Annotated in this window: 17 protein-coding genes and 3 pseudogenes; 10 read left to right on the forward strand and 10 right to left on the reverse strand. The window is 62.2% G+C overall.

Annotation, left to right across the window (positions count from 1 at the left end; all coding sequences use genetic code 11):
- The 3 genes and pseudogenes from ACZ3J7_RS39905 to ACZ3J7_RS39915 form a co-directional block, all read right to left on the reverse strand.
- On the reverse strand, positions 1 to 437 hold a 437-nt coding region (locus ACZ3J7_RS39905; RefSeq protein WP_353802435.1), incomplete at its 3' end, for a transposase.
- Positions 438 to 822: 385 nt separating this feature from the next.
- Positions 823 to 1,398, reverse strand: a complete 576-nt coding sequence (locus ACZ3J7_RS39910) for a recombinase family protein (protein WP_003943371.1) — start codon at positions 1,396 to 1,398, stop codon at positions 823 to 825.
- A 188-nt stretch (positions 1,399 to 1,586) separates the two neighbouring features.
- Positions 1,587 to 1,855: pseudogene (locus tag ACZ3J7_RS39915) on the reverse strand (transposase); the annotation flags it as partial.
- Between the two features lie 333 nt (positions 1,856 to 2,188).
- Here ACZ3J7_RS39915 and ACZ3J7_RS39920 point away from each other — a divergent pair.
- On the forward strand, positions 2,189 to 2,632 hold the full coding sequence (locus tag ACZ3J7_RS39920; RefSeq protein WP_232508977.1) for a hypothetical protein: 444 nt from the start codon (positions 2,189 to 2,191) through the stop codon (positions 2,630 to 2,632).
- Here ACZ3J7_RS39920 and ACZ3J7_RS39925 read toward each other — a convergent pair.
- Together ACZ3J7_RS39925 and ACZ3J7_RS39930 are read right to left on the reverse strand one after the other, a co-directional pair.
- Complete coding sequence (locus ACZ3J7_RS39925; protein ID WP_352101933.1) at positions 2,583 to 2,957, reverse strand: MerR family transcriptional regulator; 375 nt, start codon at positions 2,955 to 2,957, stop codon at positions 2,583 to 2,585. The genes ACZ3J7_RS39920 and ACZ3J7_RS39925 overlap by 50 nt on opposite strands.
- Positions 2,958 to 3,046: 89 nt before the next feature.
- The gene (locus ACZ3J7_RS39930; RefSeq protein WP_125053497.1) at positions 3,047 to 3,358 is read right to left on the reverse strand and encodes a hypothetical protein; all 312 of its coding nucleotides are present in this window, start codon (positions 3,356 to 3,358) and stop codon (positions 3,047 to 3,049) included.
- 356 nt (positions 3,359 to 3,714) lie between these two features.
- Between ACZ3J7_RS39930 and ACZ3J7_RS39935 the strand changes: the two genes are divergently transcribed.
- From ACZ3J7_RS39935 to ACZ3J7_RS39960, 6 genes are all read left to right on the forward strand, one after another.
- Positions 3,715 to 3,981 carry a hypothetical protein gene (locus ACZ3J7_RS39935; protein ID WP_037130799.1) on the forward strand — a complete coding sequence of 89 codons (267 nt, stop codon included), beginning with the start codon at positions 3,715 to 3,717 and terminating at the stop codon, positions 3,979 to 3,981.
- 102 nt (positions 3,982 to 4,083) lie between these two features.
- Positions 4,084 to 4,647, forward strand: a complete 564-nt coding sequence (locus tag ACZ3J7_RS39940; protein ID WP_003943350.1) for a hypothetical protein — start codon at positions 4,084 to 4,086, stop codon at positions 4,645 to 4,647.
- The gene (locus ACZ3J7_RS39945) at positions 4,634 to 5,032 is read left to right on the forward strand and encodes a hypothetical protein (protein ID WP_350835159.1); all 399 of its coding nucleotides are present in this window, start codon (positions 4,634 to 4,636) and stop codon (positions 5,030 to 5,032) included. The genes ACZ3J7_RS39940 and ACZ3J7_RS39945 overlap by 14 nt, the downstream gene beginning before the upstream one ends.
- On the forward strand, positions 5,029 to 6,579 hold the full coding sequence (locus ACZ3J7_RS39950) for a YhjD/YihY/BrkB family envelope integrity protein (protein WP_064442830.1): 1,551 nt from the start codon (positions 5,029 to 5,031) through the stop codon (positions 6,577 to 6,579). Before ACZ3J7_RS39945 ends, ACZ3J7_RS39950 begins: the two co-directional genes overlap by 4 nt.
- On the forward strand, positions 6,576 to 6,872 hold the full coding sequence (locus ACZ3J7_RS39955) for a DUF3618 domain-containing protein (RefSeq protein ID WP_080552793.1): 297 nt from the start codon (positions 6,576 to 6,578) through the stop codon (positions 6,870 to 6,872). The genes ACZ3J7_RS39950 and ACZ3J7_RS39955 overlap by 4 nt, the downstream gene beginning before the upstream one ends.
- Positions 6,869 to 7,141 carry a DUF4235 domain-containing protein gene (locus tag ACZ3J7_RS39960; RefSeq protein WP_003943358.1) on the forward strand — a complete coding sequence of 91 codons (273 nt, stop codon included), beginning with the start codon at positions 6,869 to 6,871 and terminating at the stop codon, positions 7,139 to 7,141. The genes ACZ3J7_RS39955 and ACZ3J7_RS39960 overlap by 4 nt, the downstream gene beginning before the upstream one ends.
- Positions 7,142 to 8,111: 970 nt before the next feature.
- Here the strand turns inward: ACZ3J7_RS39960 and ACZ3J7_RS39965 are convergent.
- Positions 8,112 to 8,570: pseudogene (locus tag ACZ3J7_RS39965) on the reverse strand (IS6 family transposase); the annotation flags it as partial.
- Here ACZ3J7_RS39965 and ACZ3J7_RS39970 point away from each other — a divergent pair.
- The 3 genes from ACZ3J7_RS39970 to ACZ3J7_RS39980 all read left to right on the forward strand — a co-directional run bounded on the left by ACZ3J7_RS39970 (position 8,570) and on the right by ACZ3J7_RS39980 (position 11,275).
- On the forward strand, positions 8,570 to 9,310 hold the full coding sequence (locus ACZ3J7_RS39970) for a tyrosine-type recombinase/integrase (protein WP_003943364.1): 741 nt from the start codon (positions 8,570 to 8,572) through the stop codon (positions 9,308 to 9,310). The pseudogene ACZ3J7_RS39965 and the gene ACZ3J7_RS39970 overlap by 1 nt on opposite strands.
- Complete coding sequence (locus ACZ3J7_RS39975) at positions 9,307 to 9,624, forward strand: helix-turn-helix domain-containing protein (RefSeq protein WP_064445096.1); 318 nt, start codon at positions 9,307 to 9,309, stop codon at positions 9,622 to 9,624. The genes ACZ3J7_RS39970 and ACZ3J7_RS39975 overlap by 4 nt, the downstream gene beginning before the upstream one ends.
- A gap of 484 nt (positions 9,625 to 10,108) precedes the next feature.
- Positions 10,109 to 11,275 carry a tyrosine-type recombinase/integrase gene (locus ACZ3J7_RS39980; RefSeq protein ID WP_003943392.1) on the forward strand — a complete coding sequence of 389 codons (1,167 nt, stop codon included), beginning with the start codon at positions 10,109 to 10,111 and terminating at the stop codon, positions 11,273 to 11,275.
- 16 nt (positions 11,276 to 11,291) lie between these two features.
- Here ACZ3J7_RS39980 and istB read toward each other — a convergent pair.
- The 4 genes and pseudogenes from istB to ACZ3J7_RS40000 all read right to left on the reverse strand — a co-directional run.
- A pseudogene (gene istB, locus ACZ3J7_RS39985) lies at positions 11,292 to 11,993 on the reverse strand (IS21-like element helper ATPase IstB); the annotation flags it as partial.
- A 14-nt stretch (positions 11,994 to 12,007) separates the two neighbouring features.
- Positions 12,008 to 13,684, reverse strand: a complete 1,677-nt coding sequence (gene istA, locus ACZ3J7_RS39990; RefSeq protein WP_209923458.1) for an IS21 family transposase — start codon at positions 13,682 to 13,684, stop codon at positions 12,008 to 12,010.
- Positions 13,685 to 13,881: 197 nt separating this feature from the next.
- Positions 13,882 to 14,238, reverse strand: a complete 357-nt coding sequence (locus ACZ3J7_RS39995) for a type II toxin-antitoxin system PemK/MazF family toxin (RefSeq protein ID WP_003943396.1) — start codon at positions 14,236 to 14,238, stop codon at positions 13,882 to 13,884.
- Positions 14,235 to 14,447 (reverse strand): ribbon-helix-helix domain-containing protein, encoded by a 213-nt coding sequence (locus ACZ3J7_RS40000; protein ID WP_003943374.1) that lies wholly within the window; start codon positions 14,445 to 14,447, stop codon positions 14,235 to 14,237. The genes ACZ3J7_RS39995 and ACZ3J7_RS40000 overlap by 4 nt, the downstream gene beginning before the upstream one ends.
- Positions 14,448 to 15,341: the final 894 nt, after the last annotated feature.

Consider the following 15,341-nt stretch of genomic DNA (forward strand, 5'->3'; position numbering starts at 1 on the left):
ATTTCAGCGAAATGCGAACTGATTTCACCAGTCGTTAATCCTTTGGCGTACAACGACAACACGATCTCATCGACCCCGTTCAATCGACGTTGGCGTTTCTTGACGATCTGCGGCTCGAACGTCCCTTCCCGATCACGAGGGACCTCGATCGGGACATGCCCACTGGCCTCGGTCAACACCGTTTTCGACCGAGTCCCGTTGCGAATATTCGTAGACTCCCGATCGGCCGGAGCTTGGTTCTTGTCGTGCCCGAGGTGCTCGGTCATCTCCTCGTTCAGTGCGGTTTCCAGAACGGTTTTGGTGAACTGCTTGAGCAAACCGTCCGGCCCGGTCAGCGACAGGCCCTGCTCCTTGGCCAGGCGCACCAACTCCGCGGCCGCCGCAGCTTCCGCGGAGGGCTCGGCCCTCTTCTTCGTCACATTCTCCAGTGTCGTCATCTCGGCACCTCCTCGCCGAGCATTCACTCAGCGTCTCGGGCCAAAACACCGATTACGAAACAGTCCCCGGACGCAGGCCTCGCAGTCCTGGTGGGCTGTACACTTCTCGCTGCGGCTGCGCTGTTGGGGTATACGTGGTGGTCGTGGAACTCTTCCGCACCACGGCGGGCAGAAGACATGGCTGATGATTATGTGTTGACCCACGGGGGTTTCCGAGCCAATTCTGTTGTATTTGAGCGCTCTCGCCGCCGATCCCACGGCCAAAGGAACGGCGGCGCATCGGGACCCTGCCGATGGGTTGGCTCGAATGGAGGGAAAGGCTGCGGACACAGGGCGGTACCGCGTCGGTTTTGACGGTTCGGCTCGTGCTTGGTTCGTGTGAGGATTACTGCTGCCCGCCGGCCTTCTCGGGTGCGAGGGCACGACTGACGGAGGATCTGCCGACACGGAGTGTCGAAGCTATCGTGTCGAGGCTTTTGCCCTGTTCACGCATCGTGCGGGCGAGTTCGGTGCGTTCGGGGGTCATGACGGTGGGCCGGCCGCCGTGTCGACCTTGGCGTCGAGCGGCTTCGAGGCCGGCGTGGGTGCGTTCGACGATCATGCGGCGTTCCATTTGGGCGAGGGCTGCCATGATGTGGAATAAGAATTCGCCGCCTGCGGTGGTTGTGTCGAATCCTTCGGTGAGGGAACGGAATGCGATACCACGTTCGCCGAGGTTGTGGACTGTGTCGATGACGTGGCGGACGGATCGTCCGAGGCGATCAAGTTTCCAGACGACAAGGACATCACCGTCGTGATCGCGTAGGTAGTTCAGGCATTCGGTGAGCTGGGGGCGCTGCGTTGTCGAGCCGGATTCGTAGTCGGTGAAGATGCGGATCGCGCCGGCTTGGCGGAGTGCGTGCTGCTGCAGCTCGGGGTTTTGTTCGAGGGTGGAGACGCGGGCGTATCCGATGATGCTCACAGTCTCGGTCCTTCTGGTCTGCTGCTGTGTTGTGGGATGGTGCGGCTGTTCATGAGTTGGTGGTCGACCTCGGGGCTCCAGTGGGTATGGAACTTGGTGGTGTCGAGGTCAGCAAGTTCGCGCTCCGGAGCGACTGGTGTGGGAGTTGGCCGAACCTGGGTCGACTGTGACTCGTGTTGTGATGCTTCGTCCGGTAGGCCTTTGAGCCCGTCGCAGACCAGGAAGAATACGTCCCGGGTGCCGCGATGTCGGATGTCTGTCAGCACGCTCATCGAAGAAATTGGCGCCCTCACCGCCGGGGCCGGCCCACAATCCGAGCACGTCGCGGTGTCCGTCGAGGCTAACGCCGATCGCGGCATAGATCGGCCGGTTTGCGACCTGACCGCCGGCGGACTTTGACGACGATCGCATCGACGAAAATCGCAGCGTATACCTCGTCGAGCGGTCGGGCAGCCCAGTCCTGTATCTATCTTCGAGCTGAACCACATACTTCGAGAACAGCGGACACTGTCCCCAGCGCCGCGGTCTATGACATCAACTACCCGTGCAGGCCACATTCAAACAGACGGCCAAGCGATGTGGTGCTGAAGAACGATCACGGCAATGCCCGCGAGAGCAGTCGTCGTTGCCAATCCGAGATAAGATCAGGAACAGTCCTGAGTCGACAGCGGCGCCAGGCCTGCCATGAGCCATGCAAGCAGCATCGGCCCCGAACAGATAGGCCTGCCATGAGCCATGCAAGCAGCATCGGCCCCGAACAGATAGGCCGACCAAGACCATGCCCCTGACAGTGAAGTACTCGCAAACCTACGGCGACGCATTGACCGCATTGGCTGCCGTAACCCAACGTCCGGTGAACGTCGTCAACCTCGCCGGGATGTACGCCATCCGCGTCGAGCTGGAATACAACCGCTACGTCGTCGCCACCAACACCCCGCACGGACTCTCGGATGACCCCGAGATCGAAGGCTCCTGGCTGGTGCGAATTTTTCAAACCAACGCCGACGACGCACTGGACGAACTACTCACCGCAGCCACCCAAGTCTGGCTCATCGACGCCTTCGATTCTGCTCTCGAACAACTCGAAGCGGACGGCAACAAGATCCTCGCGGACGCAGACTTCGGCGACATCAGTCGCTCCGAAGGAGCAATCGTCTCTCCTACCGGCGAGGGGCTCGGCCTCGTCACTCTCGGCGAAGACGGCGCTCACGCTGAAGCGGTCCCGCCCCACTGAACTGACCGAGACGCGCCTCAAGCAGTGCATTCTGGGCTTCGAGGGAGAGAATCAACCGAACCCCCACCACGTTGACCCCCTCGTCGATCAGTGCGGTGATTCGGTCCAACGTGTTCAGATCCACGTCGCTGTACCGGCGCGTCCCCCCTGCAGTGCGAGTGGGGGCCAAAAGACCGCGCCGCTCGTACAGTCGTAGCGTTTGAGGGCCCACTCCAGAAAGCTCCGACATCCCCGAAATCCCATAGACCCCTTGCTGTGAACGCTTGTTCGTCATCGCCACACCTGAGCGAATTCGGCCGACATCATCACGACTCCCTAACTGCATACGCACAAAAATTTAATCTGACCTCCACGATACATATTTTCTTCATTCGCGGAATAAAGTCCGGTAGAGACGTCGGGAGCACGGGGAACTCAGGTAGGCGATATACAGCCCCACGCGCGATCGAAACGGGCGCTGATCAACCGGACGAGATCATCATCGCTGATTGCCGAGTCGCCGAAGGCGATCGAATCCATCGGCATGCCGGCAATAACCGCGTTTCCCACAAGGCCGGTCATCGAACCATCACCACCGAACGCGACGGCGCAACCCGCCGCAACCACCTGCTCGATCACCCACCCACGATCGGACCCGGAGCCGCCGCGATAGCGAAGAAAACCGGATCCCTCATCCCATATCGATACGAACCACTCCACAACTTGCCCCTCCATATCGGCGCGCATAGACGTCCAATCCTTAGACACCAAAGGCGGGTTCTGCCAGCTTCTGCCCCTTCCACTCTGCTTCAATGCCCGCGATCTTCAGAAGACCTCCACACCTCTGGGCCCGCATAGATGGAAGCCCGAACGTGTACTCAGCGGTTATGTGCTCAACACGGATGAGAAAGAAGGGAGCCCTCGGCCGTTGACGGAGAACGAAATCTCCGCAGATCAGGAAACTACGCAACAACCAATGACGCAGCCCCTTTCAATCGGTGGACAGCTCGGCAGCTGTTCATAATCTGTATCCGATGGTATAGATTTTAGAGTGTTGTTGACGTAGGTACGAAGAAAGCACTCACAGAGTCGGGAGCCCGATAATGACGATCGCCGTCTCACCAACTCGGCACAGCGAGATCAGCTTCACCTGCGCGAGCTGGGGTGCAGCGGATGTCGGGCGGCGTATCGCTTCGATGCTTCGAGGCATCCCGCGTGGGCCTTTCATCGATGTCGCGTTGGTGGTCATGGCAGCTGTTGTCCTGGGCCTCACGGTGGGGTGGCTGCTTACCAACGTCGCCGCAGGCTTGGCAATTACGCTCGGCACCGCGGTAGCTTTCCGCTTCGTTCTAGGCACGCTCACTACGTGAGAGACCACAGTTCGCTGCCGCAACTCACCTCGCGACATCGAGCGGCTTCGAAGTCGGCGACATCCCCCGACGCCACCGTCCATCCCAGTCCAGGAGGAACTTATGCCATCACGTAATACCGTCATTCGCAGTCTGCACGACCTCGGAGCAGCAGCATGGTTCGGCGGCTCGCTGATGGGGGCAGTCGGTCTTAACGGCGCCGCCGATGCGGTTCGTGACCCCCAGGACCGCGCACGGGTCGCCTCGTTGGGATGGGCGAAATGGGCTCCGGTCAACGCGGCCGCTATCGGTGCTCACCTCGTCGGCGGCGGGGCACTGCTGTATGCGAACAGGGACCGAGCGCAACACCAGGGCGGGGTCAAAGCGAACACGATCACCAAGATCGTTGTCACGGGCGCTGCCCTTGCGGCGACCGCATACAGCGGTGTCCTCGGAGCCAAGATCGCCACAGCAGACGGCGAATACGTCGAGGGTGCTACCGAACCGGCGCCCTCGACCCCCGACGAGGTCACCGCCGCTCAGCGGCAACTGCAGTATGTGCAGTGGGCTCTGCCGGCTCTGACCGGGGCCATCGTCGTTCTGGGAGCGCAGCAGGGCGAGCAGCAACGCCCCGCACAAATTCTCACCGGGCTCGGTTCCACTCTGGCCCGTCGTGTCCGCAAGTGAACCCGCACTGTTTCCCGAACAGACACGATTGATGATGCAAAACAGTGACAGTTCGACGATTACGGTGGAGGACGCTCGACTGCTGCGCGGAGGGCAGGTAATCGGAGTTGACGGCGATGTTATCGGTGTGATCGGGTCGTTGCTTCTCGATCCGATCACAGCGTCACCGCATTGGGTGACTGTGGACTTCGATGACGCTGGGTATGCCTTGGTTCCCCTGACTGGTGCTTATCGTGACGGGCAAAGCCTGCGAGTGCCGTTCACCGGCGCCCAGGTCAGCGGTGCACCGGAGCGGGGACATGTCGATGCTCTAACTCCTGATGACGAACAGGTTTTGCGCAACTACTACGTACAAGTTCGAGCGAGAGGAACTGATCAGAGATGACCGGCGCTGACACCGCTCCGGTCGAGGCGGACCCGGACGACCCTCGCAAACCGCAGTCGCCGACCGAGCTGACGAAATCGTCGTGGCTCTACGTACTGCGCTCGACCGCTCGCCAGTTCTCGCGTGATCAGTGCACTGACCTCGCGGCTGCGTTGACGTATTACGCTGTGCTGTCGCTGTTTCCGGCGATCCTGGCAGTGGTTTCCCTTCTCGGAGTATTCGGCCAAGGTCAGTCGACCGTGGATGCGGTTTTGCAAATTGTCGGCGCCCTCGGTCCATCCTCGGCAGTGGATACCCTGAGGGGACCGATTCAGCAGCTCGTGCAAGCCCCGGCGGCTGGGTTCGCCCTCATCGCCGGTATCGCGGGCGCGCTATGGTCCGCTTCCGGGTATGTCGGAGCGTTCGGGCGTGCGATGAACCGCATGTACGAGGTCGACGAAGGCCGTCCAGTGTGGAAACTTCGGCCGGTGATGCTGCTGGTGACTATCGTCGCGTTGACGTTGATCGGTTGCGCTGCAGCGATGTTGGCGATCAGTGGGCCCGTTGCACGAGCGATCGGCGATGTGATCGGGGCGGGAGACACCGCCTTGACTGTCTGGAATATCGCTCGCTGGCCGGTGGTGCTGGTGTTCGTCGTTCTCGCCGTTGCGATTCTGTATTACGCCACTCCGAACATCCAGCAACCGAAGTTTCGGTGGATCAGCGGCGGCGCCGCCCTGGCCATTGTGGTGTGGATCCTCGCATCGGTCGGTTTCGGGTTTTACGTCGCCAACTTCAGCAGCTACAACAAGACCTACGGCTCCCTCGCCGGCGCGATCGTGTTCCTGCTGTGGTTGTGGATCACCAACCTTGCACTGCTGTTCGGCGCAGAACTCGATTCCGAACTCGAACGCGGACGACAACTTCAAGCCGGGATCGCCGCCGAAGAACAACTCCAACTCCCGCCCAGAGACACTCGCGTCTCGGACAAGAACGCCCAGAAAGACGCCGACGAGGTCGAACGTGGGCGAGAGTTGCGTCAGGCGCACATCTCCGACCACGGTAGCGAAAAGTCCAGGGCTGCTAGTTCTGCCGACCCGTACCCACCGAAACCGGGAGGAACACCGATGAGTGATCCCACACGCGACCACGCTGAGCGCACCCCTACGCCGAACTCCCCCCAAGCGGCGGACTTGTCGACCGTTCAACTCGTCGAGCGACTCACCGAGCAAGTGTCGACACTGGTGCGCACTGAAATCGCCGCCGGACTGGACGAAGTCAAAAACAAAGGCACCCGACTCGGGATCGGGATCGGCATCTCCGGAGCGGGAGCCGTCTTGGCGTTGTTCGGACTCGCAACTCTGATCGCCGCAGCAGTACTCGGACTCGCCACCGTCGTTGCCCCCTGGCTCGCAGCGCTGATCGTCGGCGTTACTGTTCTGATGATCGGCGGAGCGGTGGCCGCGGTGGGCGCAACCCGATCCAAGAAGGCACTACCACCAGTTCCGCAGGACACCGCGGCCAGCGTCAGCGAAGACATCTCCACCATCAAGAAGGGCATCCGATGACCGACAGTCATGACAACCCGTCCGAGAGCATTCCACCTGGGGCGACCGCGTCGACTGACCCGGAGCGGAGCGTGGAAGAACAGCGCGCCGATCTCGCGGACACCGTCGCCGCGCTCGCCGCCAAAGCGGATGTACCCGCGCGGGTGCAGGACAGTGCGAATGCACAGCTGCACGAAGCGAAAGCCTTTGCCAAAGAAAACCCGCAAATCCTCACCGCAGTCTCGCTCGGCATCGCCCTCGTCGCGTTGATCATCTTCCGCCGCAAGCGGTCTCACAGAAGGAGTGATCGATGAGCGCGGTCGTGAAAGCAATCTACAAACCGCTCTCCCTGGCGACGAGCGTGCTCGGCGGTATCGCCGCCGGCGTGGTGTTCAAACAGATTTGGAAGCGCGTCGACGACAACGACGCGGCCGCACCGAACCCGAAAGATCTCCACCGTAGTGTCCGAGAAGTATTGATTGCCGCAGTCATTCAAGGGGCATTCTTCGGCCTGGTCAAGGCAGCAGTGGACCGAGCCGGTGCCACCGGTTATCGTGCCTTGACTCACGAAGATCCGGTGTAGACGTTCTCGGTCACCGAGGTTGCCGAAATAAGTGGGTTGACTCTCGGCATCGAAAGATGCGCGGTCGGCGACGATGCCGCGGCTCGGCCTGGTCGATGGAACCAGTCGTGAGGACCGGCTCGCGTGAAGATACGACGCGCCGCACGGCCGGGGGACGCGGACGAACCGACCATCTTGGTGCAGGTGGGCAGACCAACGTTATTACCCGGGCAATAACCGATGTGCACCCTTCTCCGACGCCTTCGGCGTGGAGTACAGGACTGACGAGTCGCTGCGACAACGACAACGACGTCAACCCTCAGGCGTGATCCGGGCACCGCAACTCAGACGGTACGGTCCATCCGCTCGCTGTGAGCCACCGGCGCACCGGGTCCGGAAAACCATCACCACTGTGGGCGGCCTGGGCGAGATCGCCGGCGAGGATTCGGCCCGTCGCCGCACACCGCGCACGCGACATCGAAGGCCGGCGGCGGTTCGCACTGGTCGCAATGAGATCGGGCGATGACCGAACCAAGAAGGTCCGCGCGTTGGTGGGCGTCTTCGGCTCTGGTGCTCGGCTCGTAGCCGCAGAGGCAGATCCGCGGCGACAGCATCGCCACAACAGGGACCGCAGCCCACCATGTTCACCGGTACAGCCGACGAACTCGCAGCCCGGGTGCGTGTGTTGAGGTGCCCGTACACGGTGGTACGGGGAACGTTCATCGAACTGTGAGCGTGAGGCCTTCGCACTCGCGTGGTCGGTATGATTGTTTTCGGCGTCGAGCCCGGCTCGCAGCAACGCGTCGACCTGGTATGTCGACGGCCGTCGTAAGCTCCCCACTGGCGGCCATTTATGGCGCATTTTGTGGCCATGGTTTCTCCCCGCGTACGGCCAGATAGTTCCCCGGGCACTGTCACGTTAATCGAAAAGTGAAGCGGCGAAGGATGTTTGGGGCATTCTGTTACAGGGCACTGCTGGGGCAGTTCACTTTCAGGCGGCGACACCGGCCGCGGTGACTTCCTGCCAGACCGCGAAACGGTCGGCCATCTCGGCACGCCATTCGGGCGCGGTCAGTCGATACCGACCGGGCCGGAAATGCGGTGAGATCGAACTAAACGCGGACAGGAAACGTTGCGCGTGCCGGGCCGATGCGAACCGTTTCATCGCATGTTCCCGCTGTCTGGTGGGTTGATGCGAGTTCTCGGCCCGATTGTTCAAATACTTGGATCGGCGATGCTCGACCGAGGCCAGCATCTCGCGGTGAGCGACGCTGTAGCTGGTCAGCTTGTCGGTAACGATCACCCGCGGCACATACTGCAAGCCCTTGAGCAGCTTACGGAAGAATCGCTTGGCGGCGTTGCCGTTTCGGCGCGACTGGACCAGCACATCGAGCACGTTCCCGTGCTGGTCGACCGCCCGCCACAAGTAATGCAGTGTGCCGTTGATTTTTGGCAGCCGAGATCGAGGCCGTGTTCGGGGTGAAGCTGGTCTGTCCGGTGGATGAGTTCAACGCCTCCCGCCATGTCGGCGACGATTCGCCGGCGCTGGTGCCGCCTCCGACTCCGGAGCGCGTGCGGGAGTTCTTCGAGTTCATGAAGGCGCGCATCATCACCGCCCGAAAATATGGGCCGGCAGCTCGGGACTACGCGCTGTTCCGGACGCTCTATCATGCCGGACTGCGCTCGGAAGAGGCTGCGCTGCTCGACCTTCCGGATGTGCATTTCGATCGTGGTCCGTTCGGCAAACTTCATGTCCGCTTCGGTAAGGGCGCCAGGATGTCCGGTCCTCGGCCGCGATGGGTTCCGATGCTCGACGGTCTGGACCTGGTGCTGCGCTGGTTCCTGACCGACGTGCGGCCCAAGTTCCCGGACTCGCCGGTGTTGTTCGCCGACGAGTCCGGCGGGCCGCTGCATCGTGGAACGATCCGCAACCGGCTGCGATATCTGATGGAGCTCGAAGGGCGCCCGCGTTCGGAGCGGTTCAGCCCGCATGCGCTGCGACGTGCGTGCGCGACCCACAACTATGAGCGTGGCGTGGATCTGGTTGCGATCCAACAGCTTCTGGGTCACTGGACCGTCGGATCGACGATGCGGTATGTCCGGCCATCGGCGACCTTCATCGAGGACGCGTATCGGCGCGCGGTGACCACCACCCTGGCCGAGCTCAGCGGAGAGGACGAGCGAGCGTGAGGATCAAGTGGCGACTGCGGATGGCCGCGGCCCAACGCGAAGTGTGGACCGGGACCGAGCTGCGCAGGCTGCTGGCAGACAAAGCCGGGCTGGAGATGTCGGCGGCGTCGGTGTCGGCGCTGTTCACCAAGGAACCCACCCAGATCAAGATGACGACGCTGATCGCGTTGTGCACTGCCTTGCAATGCACTCCGGACGACTTGTTCGAGATCGACGCCACTCCCGTCGAGCGTCCTGCCGATCCGCCAATTCGACCGGCGCCGACGCAGCGCCAAGCCGTCAACGCCCGCGGCCGCTCGCTTCCGCCGATGTGACGCTTCGACCTGGAAGTCATTGCAGAACATGGGTAAACGCCAGCGTGACTGTGCCGAGTGCGGCGGACCGGTGGGCATCATCGGCCGCGACCTGTGCTGCCGGTGCACCGCCCGCGCCAAGGACGCGGCCGCCAAGCAGCCGTGCCCTGACTGCAGCCGCAGTAGGGTGCTGGTCGTCGAGACAGGTCGTTGCGTGATTTGTTCCCGCCGGTGCGCGCAGTGCGGTCACAAGGTCCGCTTCGCGGAGGCCGTGTTGTGCCGGGGCTGCCAACGCAAAGCCGACCTGCAAGCTCGGCAACAGGACTGTCCGCGGTGCGGCAAACCCGGGTATCTGCGCGTGGACACCGGCTGGTGCGGTCACTGTTCGAGGCCGCGCCCTTCGAAGAAGCCCCCGCGCGTCTGCGTCGCCTGTGGCGTGTTGCGTCGCCATGCTTGCCGCGGCATGTGCTCGCGATGCTGGCAGCGCCATCCGGATCGGCCGCATGTGGCCGGCGAACATCTCCTAGCACGTCTTGCCGACCCGCCGGATTGGCTGCCCGGCCTGATCACCTGTCTCGCCGACGGCTATTCGCCAGGCCGTGCGTGTGTGGCGGTCACCGAGCTGGGGCGACTGCTCGACGACGAGCACTCCAATCATCCGCCGTCCCTGCTCGACAGGGCACGCCGCTCAGGCCGTTCCATGGGTCCGCTGGCCAGATCGATGCAAGATTTCTTCACCGAACACGGGCTGGCGATGCCGACCGACCACAACGAGCGACTCGCCGCCGGCCGCCGGCAACGGCGGATCGAAGCGGCCCCTGAACCGCTGCGACCGGCAATCGCAGGATTCGCCGAGTTCATGCTTACCGCCAAGGCCCGTGCTCGCCGGGCCGGAACACTGCCCCGCAGCGATTCGACCATAGAGGCCGCACTGGCGGCCGTTCGAGATTTCGCTTCGTTCTTGAACAGTGAACGCGGGAAACAAGATTGGGCGACCGTCGAGCTCGGCGACGTCGAGGCGTTCCTAGTTTCCCTGCCGAAGTCGCGCCAGCGAAGACTCACCGTGCTGCGCCAGTTTTTCCGATTCGCGCGCAGTCACCGTCTGGTCCTTGTCGATCCGACGAAGAGCCTGGACAGGAAAGAGGCCAAGGGTTTTCGTGGCCGGACGCTCACTCTCGAGCAACAACGCCGGTTGTTCCAGCGGTGGACCACCGACCTGCTGGTGCATCCGCATGAATCCCTGGTCGGCATCCTCGCCTTGCTGCATGGCGCTTCCAGTCGCGAAGTCCGGCTGCTGACCTGCGACGATGTCGATCCGCTTCGACAGACCGTCAGGCTTGGCGAGCGACCGCATCCGGTCCCGATGGACCCGGCGAGCTGGACGATCGTGCAGCGCTGTTTGGCCCAGCGCGCCTCCTGGCGCACCGCCAATCCGCACGTCATCGTCACCAAAGGGACCAAGGCCGGACGGTCACCCGCATCGGTCGCCTATCTGAGTCATGTGCTCGACGATTGCGGGTTCGGCCCGCGGATGATCCGCTGCACTCGCCTTATCGATCTGGTCAACACCATGGATCCGAAGCTCGTCGCCGCGGCATTCGGCATGACCGCCGAGGCCGCCATGATCTACCTGGCAGACTTCGTCGACCCCACCCGACTGCCGAACCCGTGAAACTTCGGCGCGACTACGCACAGATTCGCGCGAACATGTGCGCTTTGGAGAACGACTCGTTCGACGCGATCGCGACGGAATTTTTCTCCTCCCGTTCGGTCAAAACCTGGAAGAGCAGCTCAGCGCCTCGCTTGTCGAGTTCCATGTAACCGAGCTCGTCCAGCAAAAGTAGATCCACTCGCCCGTAACGGGCGATCGTGCGAGCGAGTTGTTTCTCGTCGGCGGCTTCGACGAGCTCGTTGACCAACCGGGTCGCGAGGACGTATTTGACGCGGTAACCGTGCTCGGCGGCCGCAGCCCCGAGCCCGATGAGGAGATGCGATTTCCCGGTTCCGGAGTCCCCGATCAAACACAGGGGTTGGCCTTTGCGGATCCAGTCGCCGGTGGCGAGGGTTCCAATGGTCGCGGGATTGATATTGGGGTTGGCATCGAAATCGAAGTCTGCCAACCACTTTTCGCGAGGAAACCCCGCTCCCTTGATTCGCCGCACCACACTTCTGCGGTCACGGTCGTCGCATTCGGAAAGCAGCAACTCCGCCAGAAATCCGTAGTACGAAAGCTGGTCCTTGCGGGCGGCAGTGGCGGCGTCCTCGACGACGGCACGGATGGTGGGAAGTCGTAGTCGGCGGCACGCTTGATCGACCGCGGCGGTGGCGGCCTCCTCGGTCAAACCTCGGCGGCGCAACGTGGTGGAAACCGTGACGGATTGACGAACCATTCTCGGGCCTTCTTTCACTCGGCTCGGGCAGCGGGCTGGGCGGGATTGCGGCGTTCAGGTAGTCGCAGGAGTTGGTCGTAGTGATCGACCGTCGGCGCAGGCCGAGAATCGGCCGGCAGACCAGCGATGACCGCTGCCGGATCGGCGAGACGACGTTGGGTCAAGCTGACAACGCGTTGCTCCCGGCCGCTGCGACGAGCAACGAGATGACGGCCTGAATCAGACCCAGCCGCATCGACCTCCAATGATGCGTGGCGGCGGGCTTCGACCGCGACGACATCAGCGGTGACTGCGCCGACGGTCAGAGCTTCTTCAATGCCGGCGATCACGTCATCGCTATCGATGGTGCGGTGCAGGAGCAGGACATCGATGAGTTGGCGGGTTCCGCCGGCATCACCGTCAGTTTTTCTGGCCGCGGCCCAGAATGCGTCATGACTCGAGGTAAATGTTCCGTTCCTGCGGGCAGCGGCCAAAGCGCTCGCCCCTGGCAGGGCGCCGGGTTTGGTGCGCAACACTTCGAGGTAGTGGTCGAGATCGAGGCTCTGACCGCCCCGGGCGATGACCCGTTGATGGCGAGCGATCACCGCCCGGCCGTCGAAGACCACCACTTCCGACGCCCGCAACGAGACTCGCACTTGTCTGCCGATGAAACGTGCTGGGACAGAGTATTTCGCCATTCGCACCGTGATCAACGCTGACCGATCGACTCGTGGTTCCAGCGACAATCCCGGGTCGAAGCCCTCGCTTGGAACAGGTAGCAGGAGCGGTGCTTCGACGGCGAAATCCTGCCCGACAGTGCGTATCCGGTCATTGATTCGGCGGCCGTTATCTGCCGTGTCCCAAGCGCGGATCTTCTCGTTGAGCTCATCGAGTGAGTTGACAACGGGCATCGGGGACAACCTGTTTCGGCGGAACCGGCCCACCTCGCCCTCCACGCCGCCCTTCTCGTGCGCCCCCGAGATACCAGGCTGGCAGTAAAACGGGTCGAACCCGAAGTGCGAGCGGAACAGTACCCATCGCTGGTTCTCCACCCGCGCTCGGGAGGAGCCGTAGATCACTTTCTGCACAGCACTGGTCAAATTGTCGTAGCGGATGTGACGGGTGGGGACACCGCCGATTTCCTCGAACGCGGCGATATGGCCTTCGAGGAACGCTTCCTGCCCTTGCGTCGAGTACACGCGGTGCACAGCTTTTCCCGAGTGTGAGAGGCGGAAGGCGAACATATGGCATTTGGTTTTCACCCCGGCCAAGATCACCCACACTTCACCGAAATCGACTTCCGCCTCGGCTCCGGGAGCATGTTCCTGCGGGACGAACACTTCGATGCGACGTCCGGCTTCGACGTCGATCTGTGCTCGCCGAACCCGCACGTAGTCACGCACCGTCGAATACGAAAGGTGCTGCGCTCCATGTTCGTCGGCCAGTCTGGCGAGGATTCGGCGGGCCGTGTGGCGTTGTTTTCGTGGTGCGTCGATATCGGCGGTGAGCATGGCGTCGATCGCGGCTTTGAACGGATCGAGCTTCGGTGAACAACGCACCGGAACTTTTCTCGGCGGCGGCTCCGCCTGCGCCAACGCCATCCGCACCGTTGCCCGGCCAACCTGGTGGCGGCGGGCCAACTGCCGGATCGAACACCCCTCGACCCGGGCATCACGTCGAATACGAGCGAACAACTCCATTCGAGTCTCCATCACTGCCCTCCAGCAGTTGCTGGCATCCGAACAAGCCAGATGCCACAACACTGAGGTGGGCTCAGCTCAAACCGTCACTACCGGTCCGGCGAGTCGCAGATGGGCCTGGGTCTAGCCGTCACGGTGGTCTCGACTCAAGCTGTCATAAACACGCACCCCGACGATCGAGGCGATCACCCGGCCCCAACAGCACCAAGTTACTGCAGATCGAGGTGCAGCCGCAGCGCGTCCTCGAGTGCGGCGAAAGTCTCCATCCCGACCTTGCCGACAGGTTCAGGATCCAGACGCCGAACCGATACCGAACGCACTTGCTCCGCTTGCGCTTTCGACGCTCGCGCCAAACCTGACTCGTCGGACTCGACAATCACCTGAAACGGAAACACGTGCGCGGTATTGGTAGTCAACGGAACCACGGTGATCACGCCCCTGCCGAGATTTTCTGCAGTAGCGTTGGCCCGGTCGTTGCTCACCACCACCGCCGGTCGTCGTTTCGCCGCTTCACTGCCCTGCGCCGGATCGAGATCCACCCAGTGAATGTGCGCGCGGCGAATCATTCGGTGTCTGCCGTGACAGCGTCCCACACTTCATCTACGTCACCTTCAGCAAACGCTGCAGCGTAGTCACGTTCGAGTCCGGACGTCGAGAGTAGGCGGAGTGCGGCTCGAATTCCTGCCGACCGGCCACGAAGTCCGTGATCACGCACATACTCGTCGAGTAGGTGCGCATCCTCGTCAGGCAGACTTATGGTAAATTTCGTGGTCATACTTTAAGCGTACCAAAGTATGATCTGGTGGTCACCGTGAAACGGCTACACCGCTCACCAGTAAGAAAGAGCCCATTACCACCCCGACGCGTCTCCGAACCTCATAGCCACCCGGAGATGCCGTCCTGATTTGATGTACCTTCACGGTCAACAATCCTGCGATCTGGACGAGCACCGTCAACATCATTCAGGAGTGGTGACCCAGGACCAGATCGCGGACGTTTCGGGGACAGCGACCCGCGACTGCGCTAGCGAGGTGGCAGAAGTTGGTCCAGAAGAACCTTGGCACCGGTAAGCGACAACGCTCGATTAGCCCGACGCAACTCACGTAACGCGACCAAAGGTTGCTCCGAAGCAGAAATTCCCTCCGACTCCAGTACGTCTACAGCCCAACGCGTTCCGGCTTGGACCGCTTCATGCTCGGTCCCGCCGAACACGTCGGCCAGATTCTTCCTGCCGCCCACAGGACGGCGCGCCGCGACAGCAACACCCACCACTAAAGCCAGTGCGTATAGAGCGCGATCACACCATGAAGGCCACCGCCGATCTACCGGGAGCGCCCGACGCAAACTCCGCTCTTGCAGGGCTCGGCACTGAACAAGTCTCAGCCAACCGACGGCACTTCGGTGATGGCGTCGGCGGTCACGAGCATGTCGATCTCGACGCTGTTGGTTCCCTCGCCATCGGTGACGCGCACAGTTACCCCTGCCAGAGCCATTGGTCGTCGTGCATTTCCGCCCAGAATTTCAATTCAGATAGCGACTTCCATCGAAACTGGTTGTTACACAGTCACTTAAGAGGCTCTTCGCGCTTGAGCGGGGTGCCCGGTAGTTGATGGGGCTCGTGGCCCCGACATGCTGTTGGTCTCTCACAACGCGACAACAGCGAGGCCAC

It is taken from the genome of Kitasatospora sp. NPDC015121 (assembly GCF_055562955.1).

Coding starts and splice junctions, on each gene's coding strand:
- ACZ3J7_RS40000 (WP_003943374.1), bottom strand. CDS start 14,447: ATGACCACGAAATTTACCATAAGTCTGCCTGACGAGGATGCGCACCTA.
- ACZ3J7_RS39950 (WP_064442830.1), top strand. CDS start 5,029: ATGACCGGCGCTGACACCGCTCCGGTCGAGGCGGACCCGGACGACCCT.
- ACZ3J7_RS39940 (WP_003943350.1), top strand. CDS start 4,084: ATGCCATCACGTAATACCGTCATTCGCAGTCTGCACGACCTCGGAGCA.
- istA (WP_209923458.1), bottom strand. CDS start 13,684: ATGGAGACTCGAATGGAGTTGTTCGCTCGTATTCGACGTGATGCCCGG.
- ACZ3J7_RS39995 (WP_003943396.1), bottom strand. CDS start 14,238: ATGATTCGCCGCGCGCACATTCACTGGGTGGATCTCGATCCGGCGCAG.
- ACZ3J7_RS39960 (WP_003943358.1), top strand. CDS start 6,869: ATGAGCGCGGTCGTGAAAGCAATCTACAAACCGCTCTCCCTGGCGACG.
- ACZ3J7_RS39925 (WP_352101933.1), bottom strand. CDS start 2,957: ATGCAGTTAGGGAGTCGTGATGATGTCGGCCGAATTCGCTCAGGTGTG.
- ACZ3J7_RS39930 (WP_125053497.1), bottom strand. CDS start 3,358: ATGCGCGCCGATATGGAGGGGCAAGTTGTGGAGTGGTTCGTATCGATA.
- ACZ3J7_RS39935 (WP_037130799.1), top strand. CDS start 3,715: ATGACGATCGCCGTCTCACCAACTCGGCACAGCGAGATCAGCTTCACC.
- ACZ3J7_RS39955 (WP_080552793.1), top strand. CDS start 6,576: ATGACCGACAGTCATGACAACCCGTCCGAGAGCATTCCACCTGGGGCG.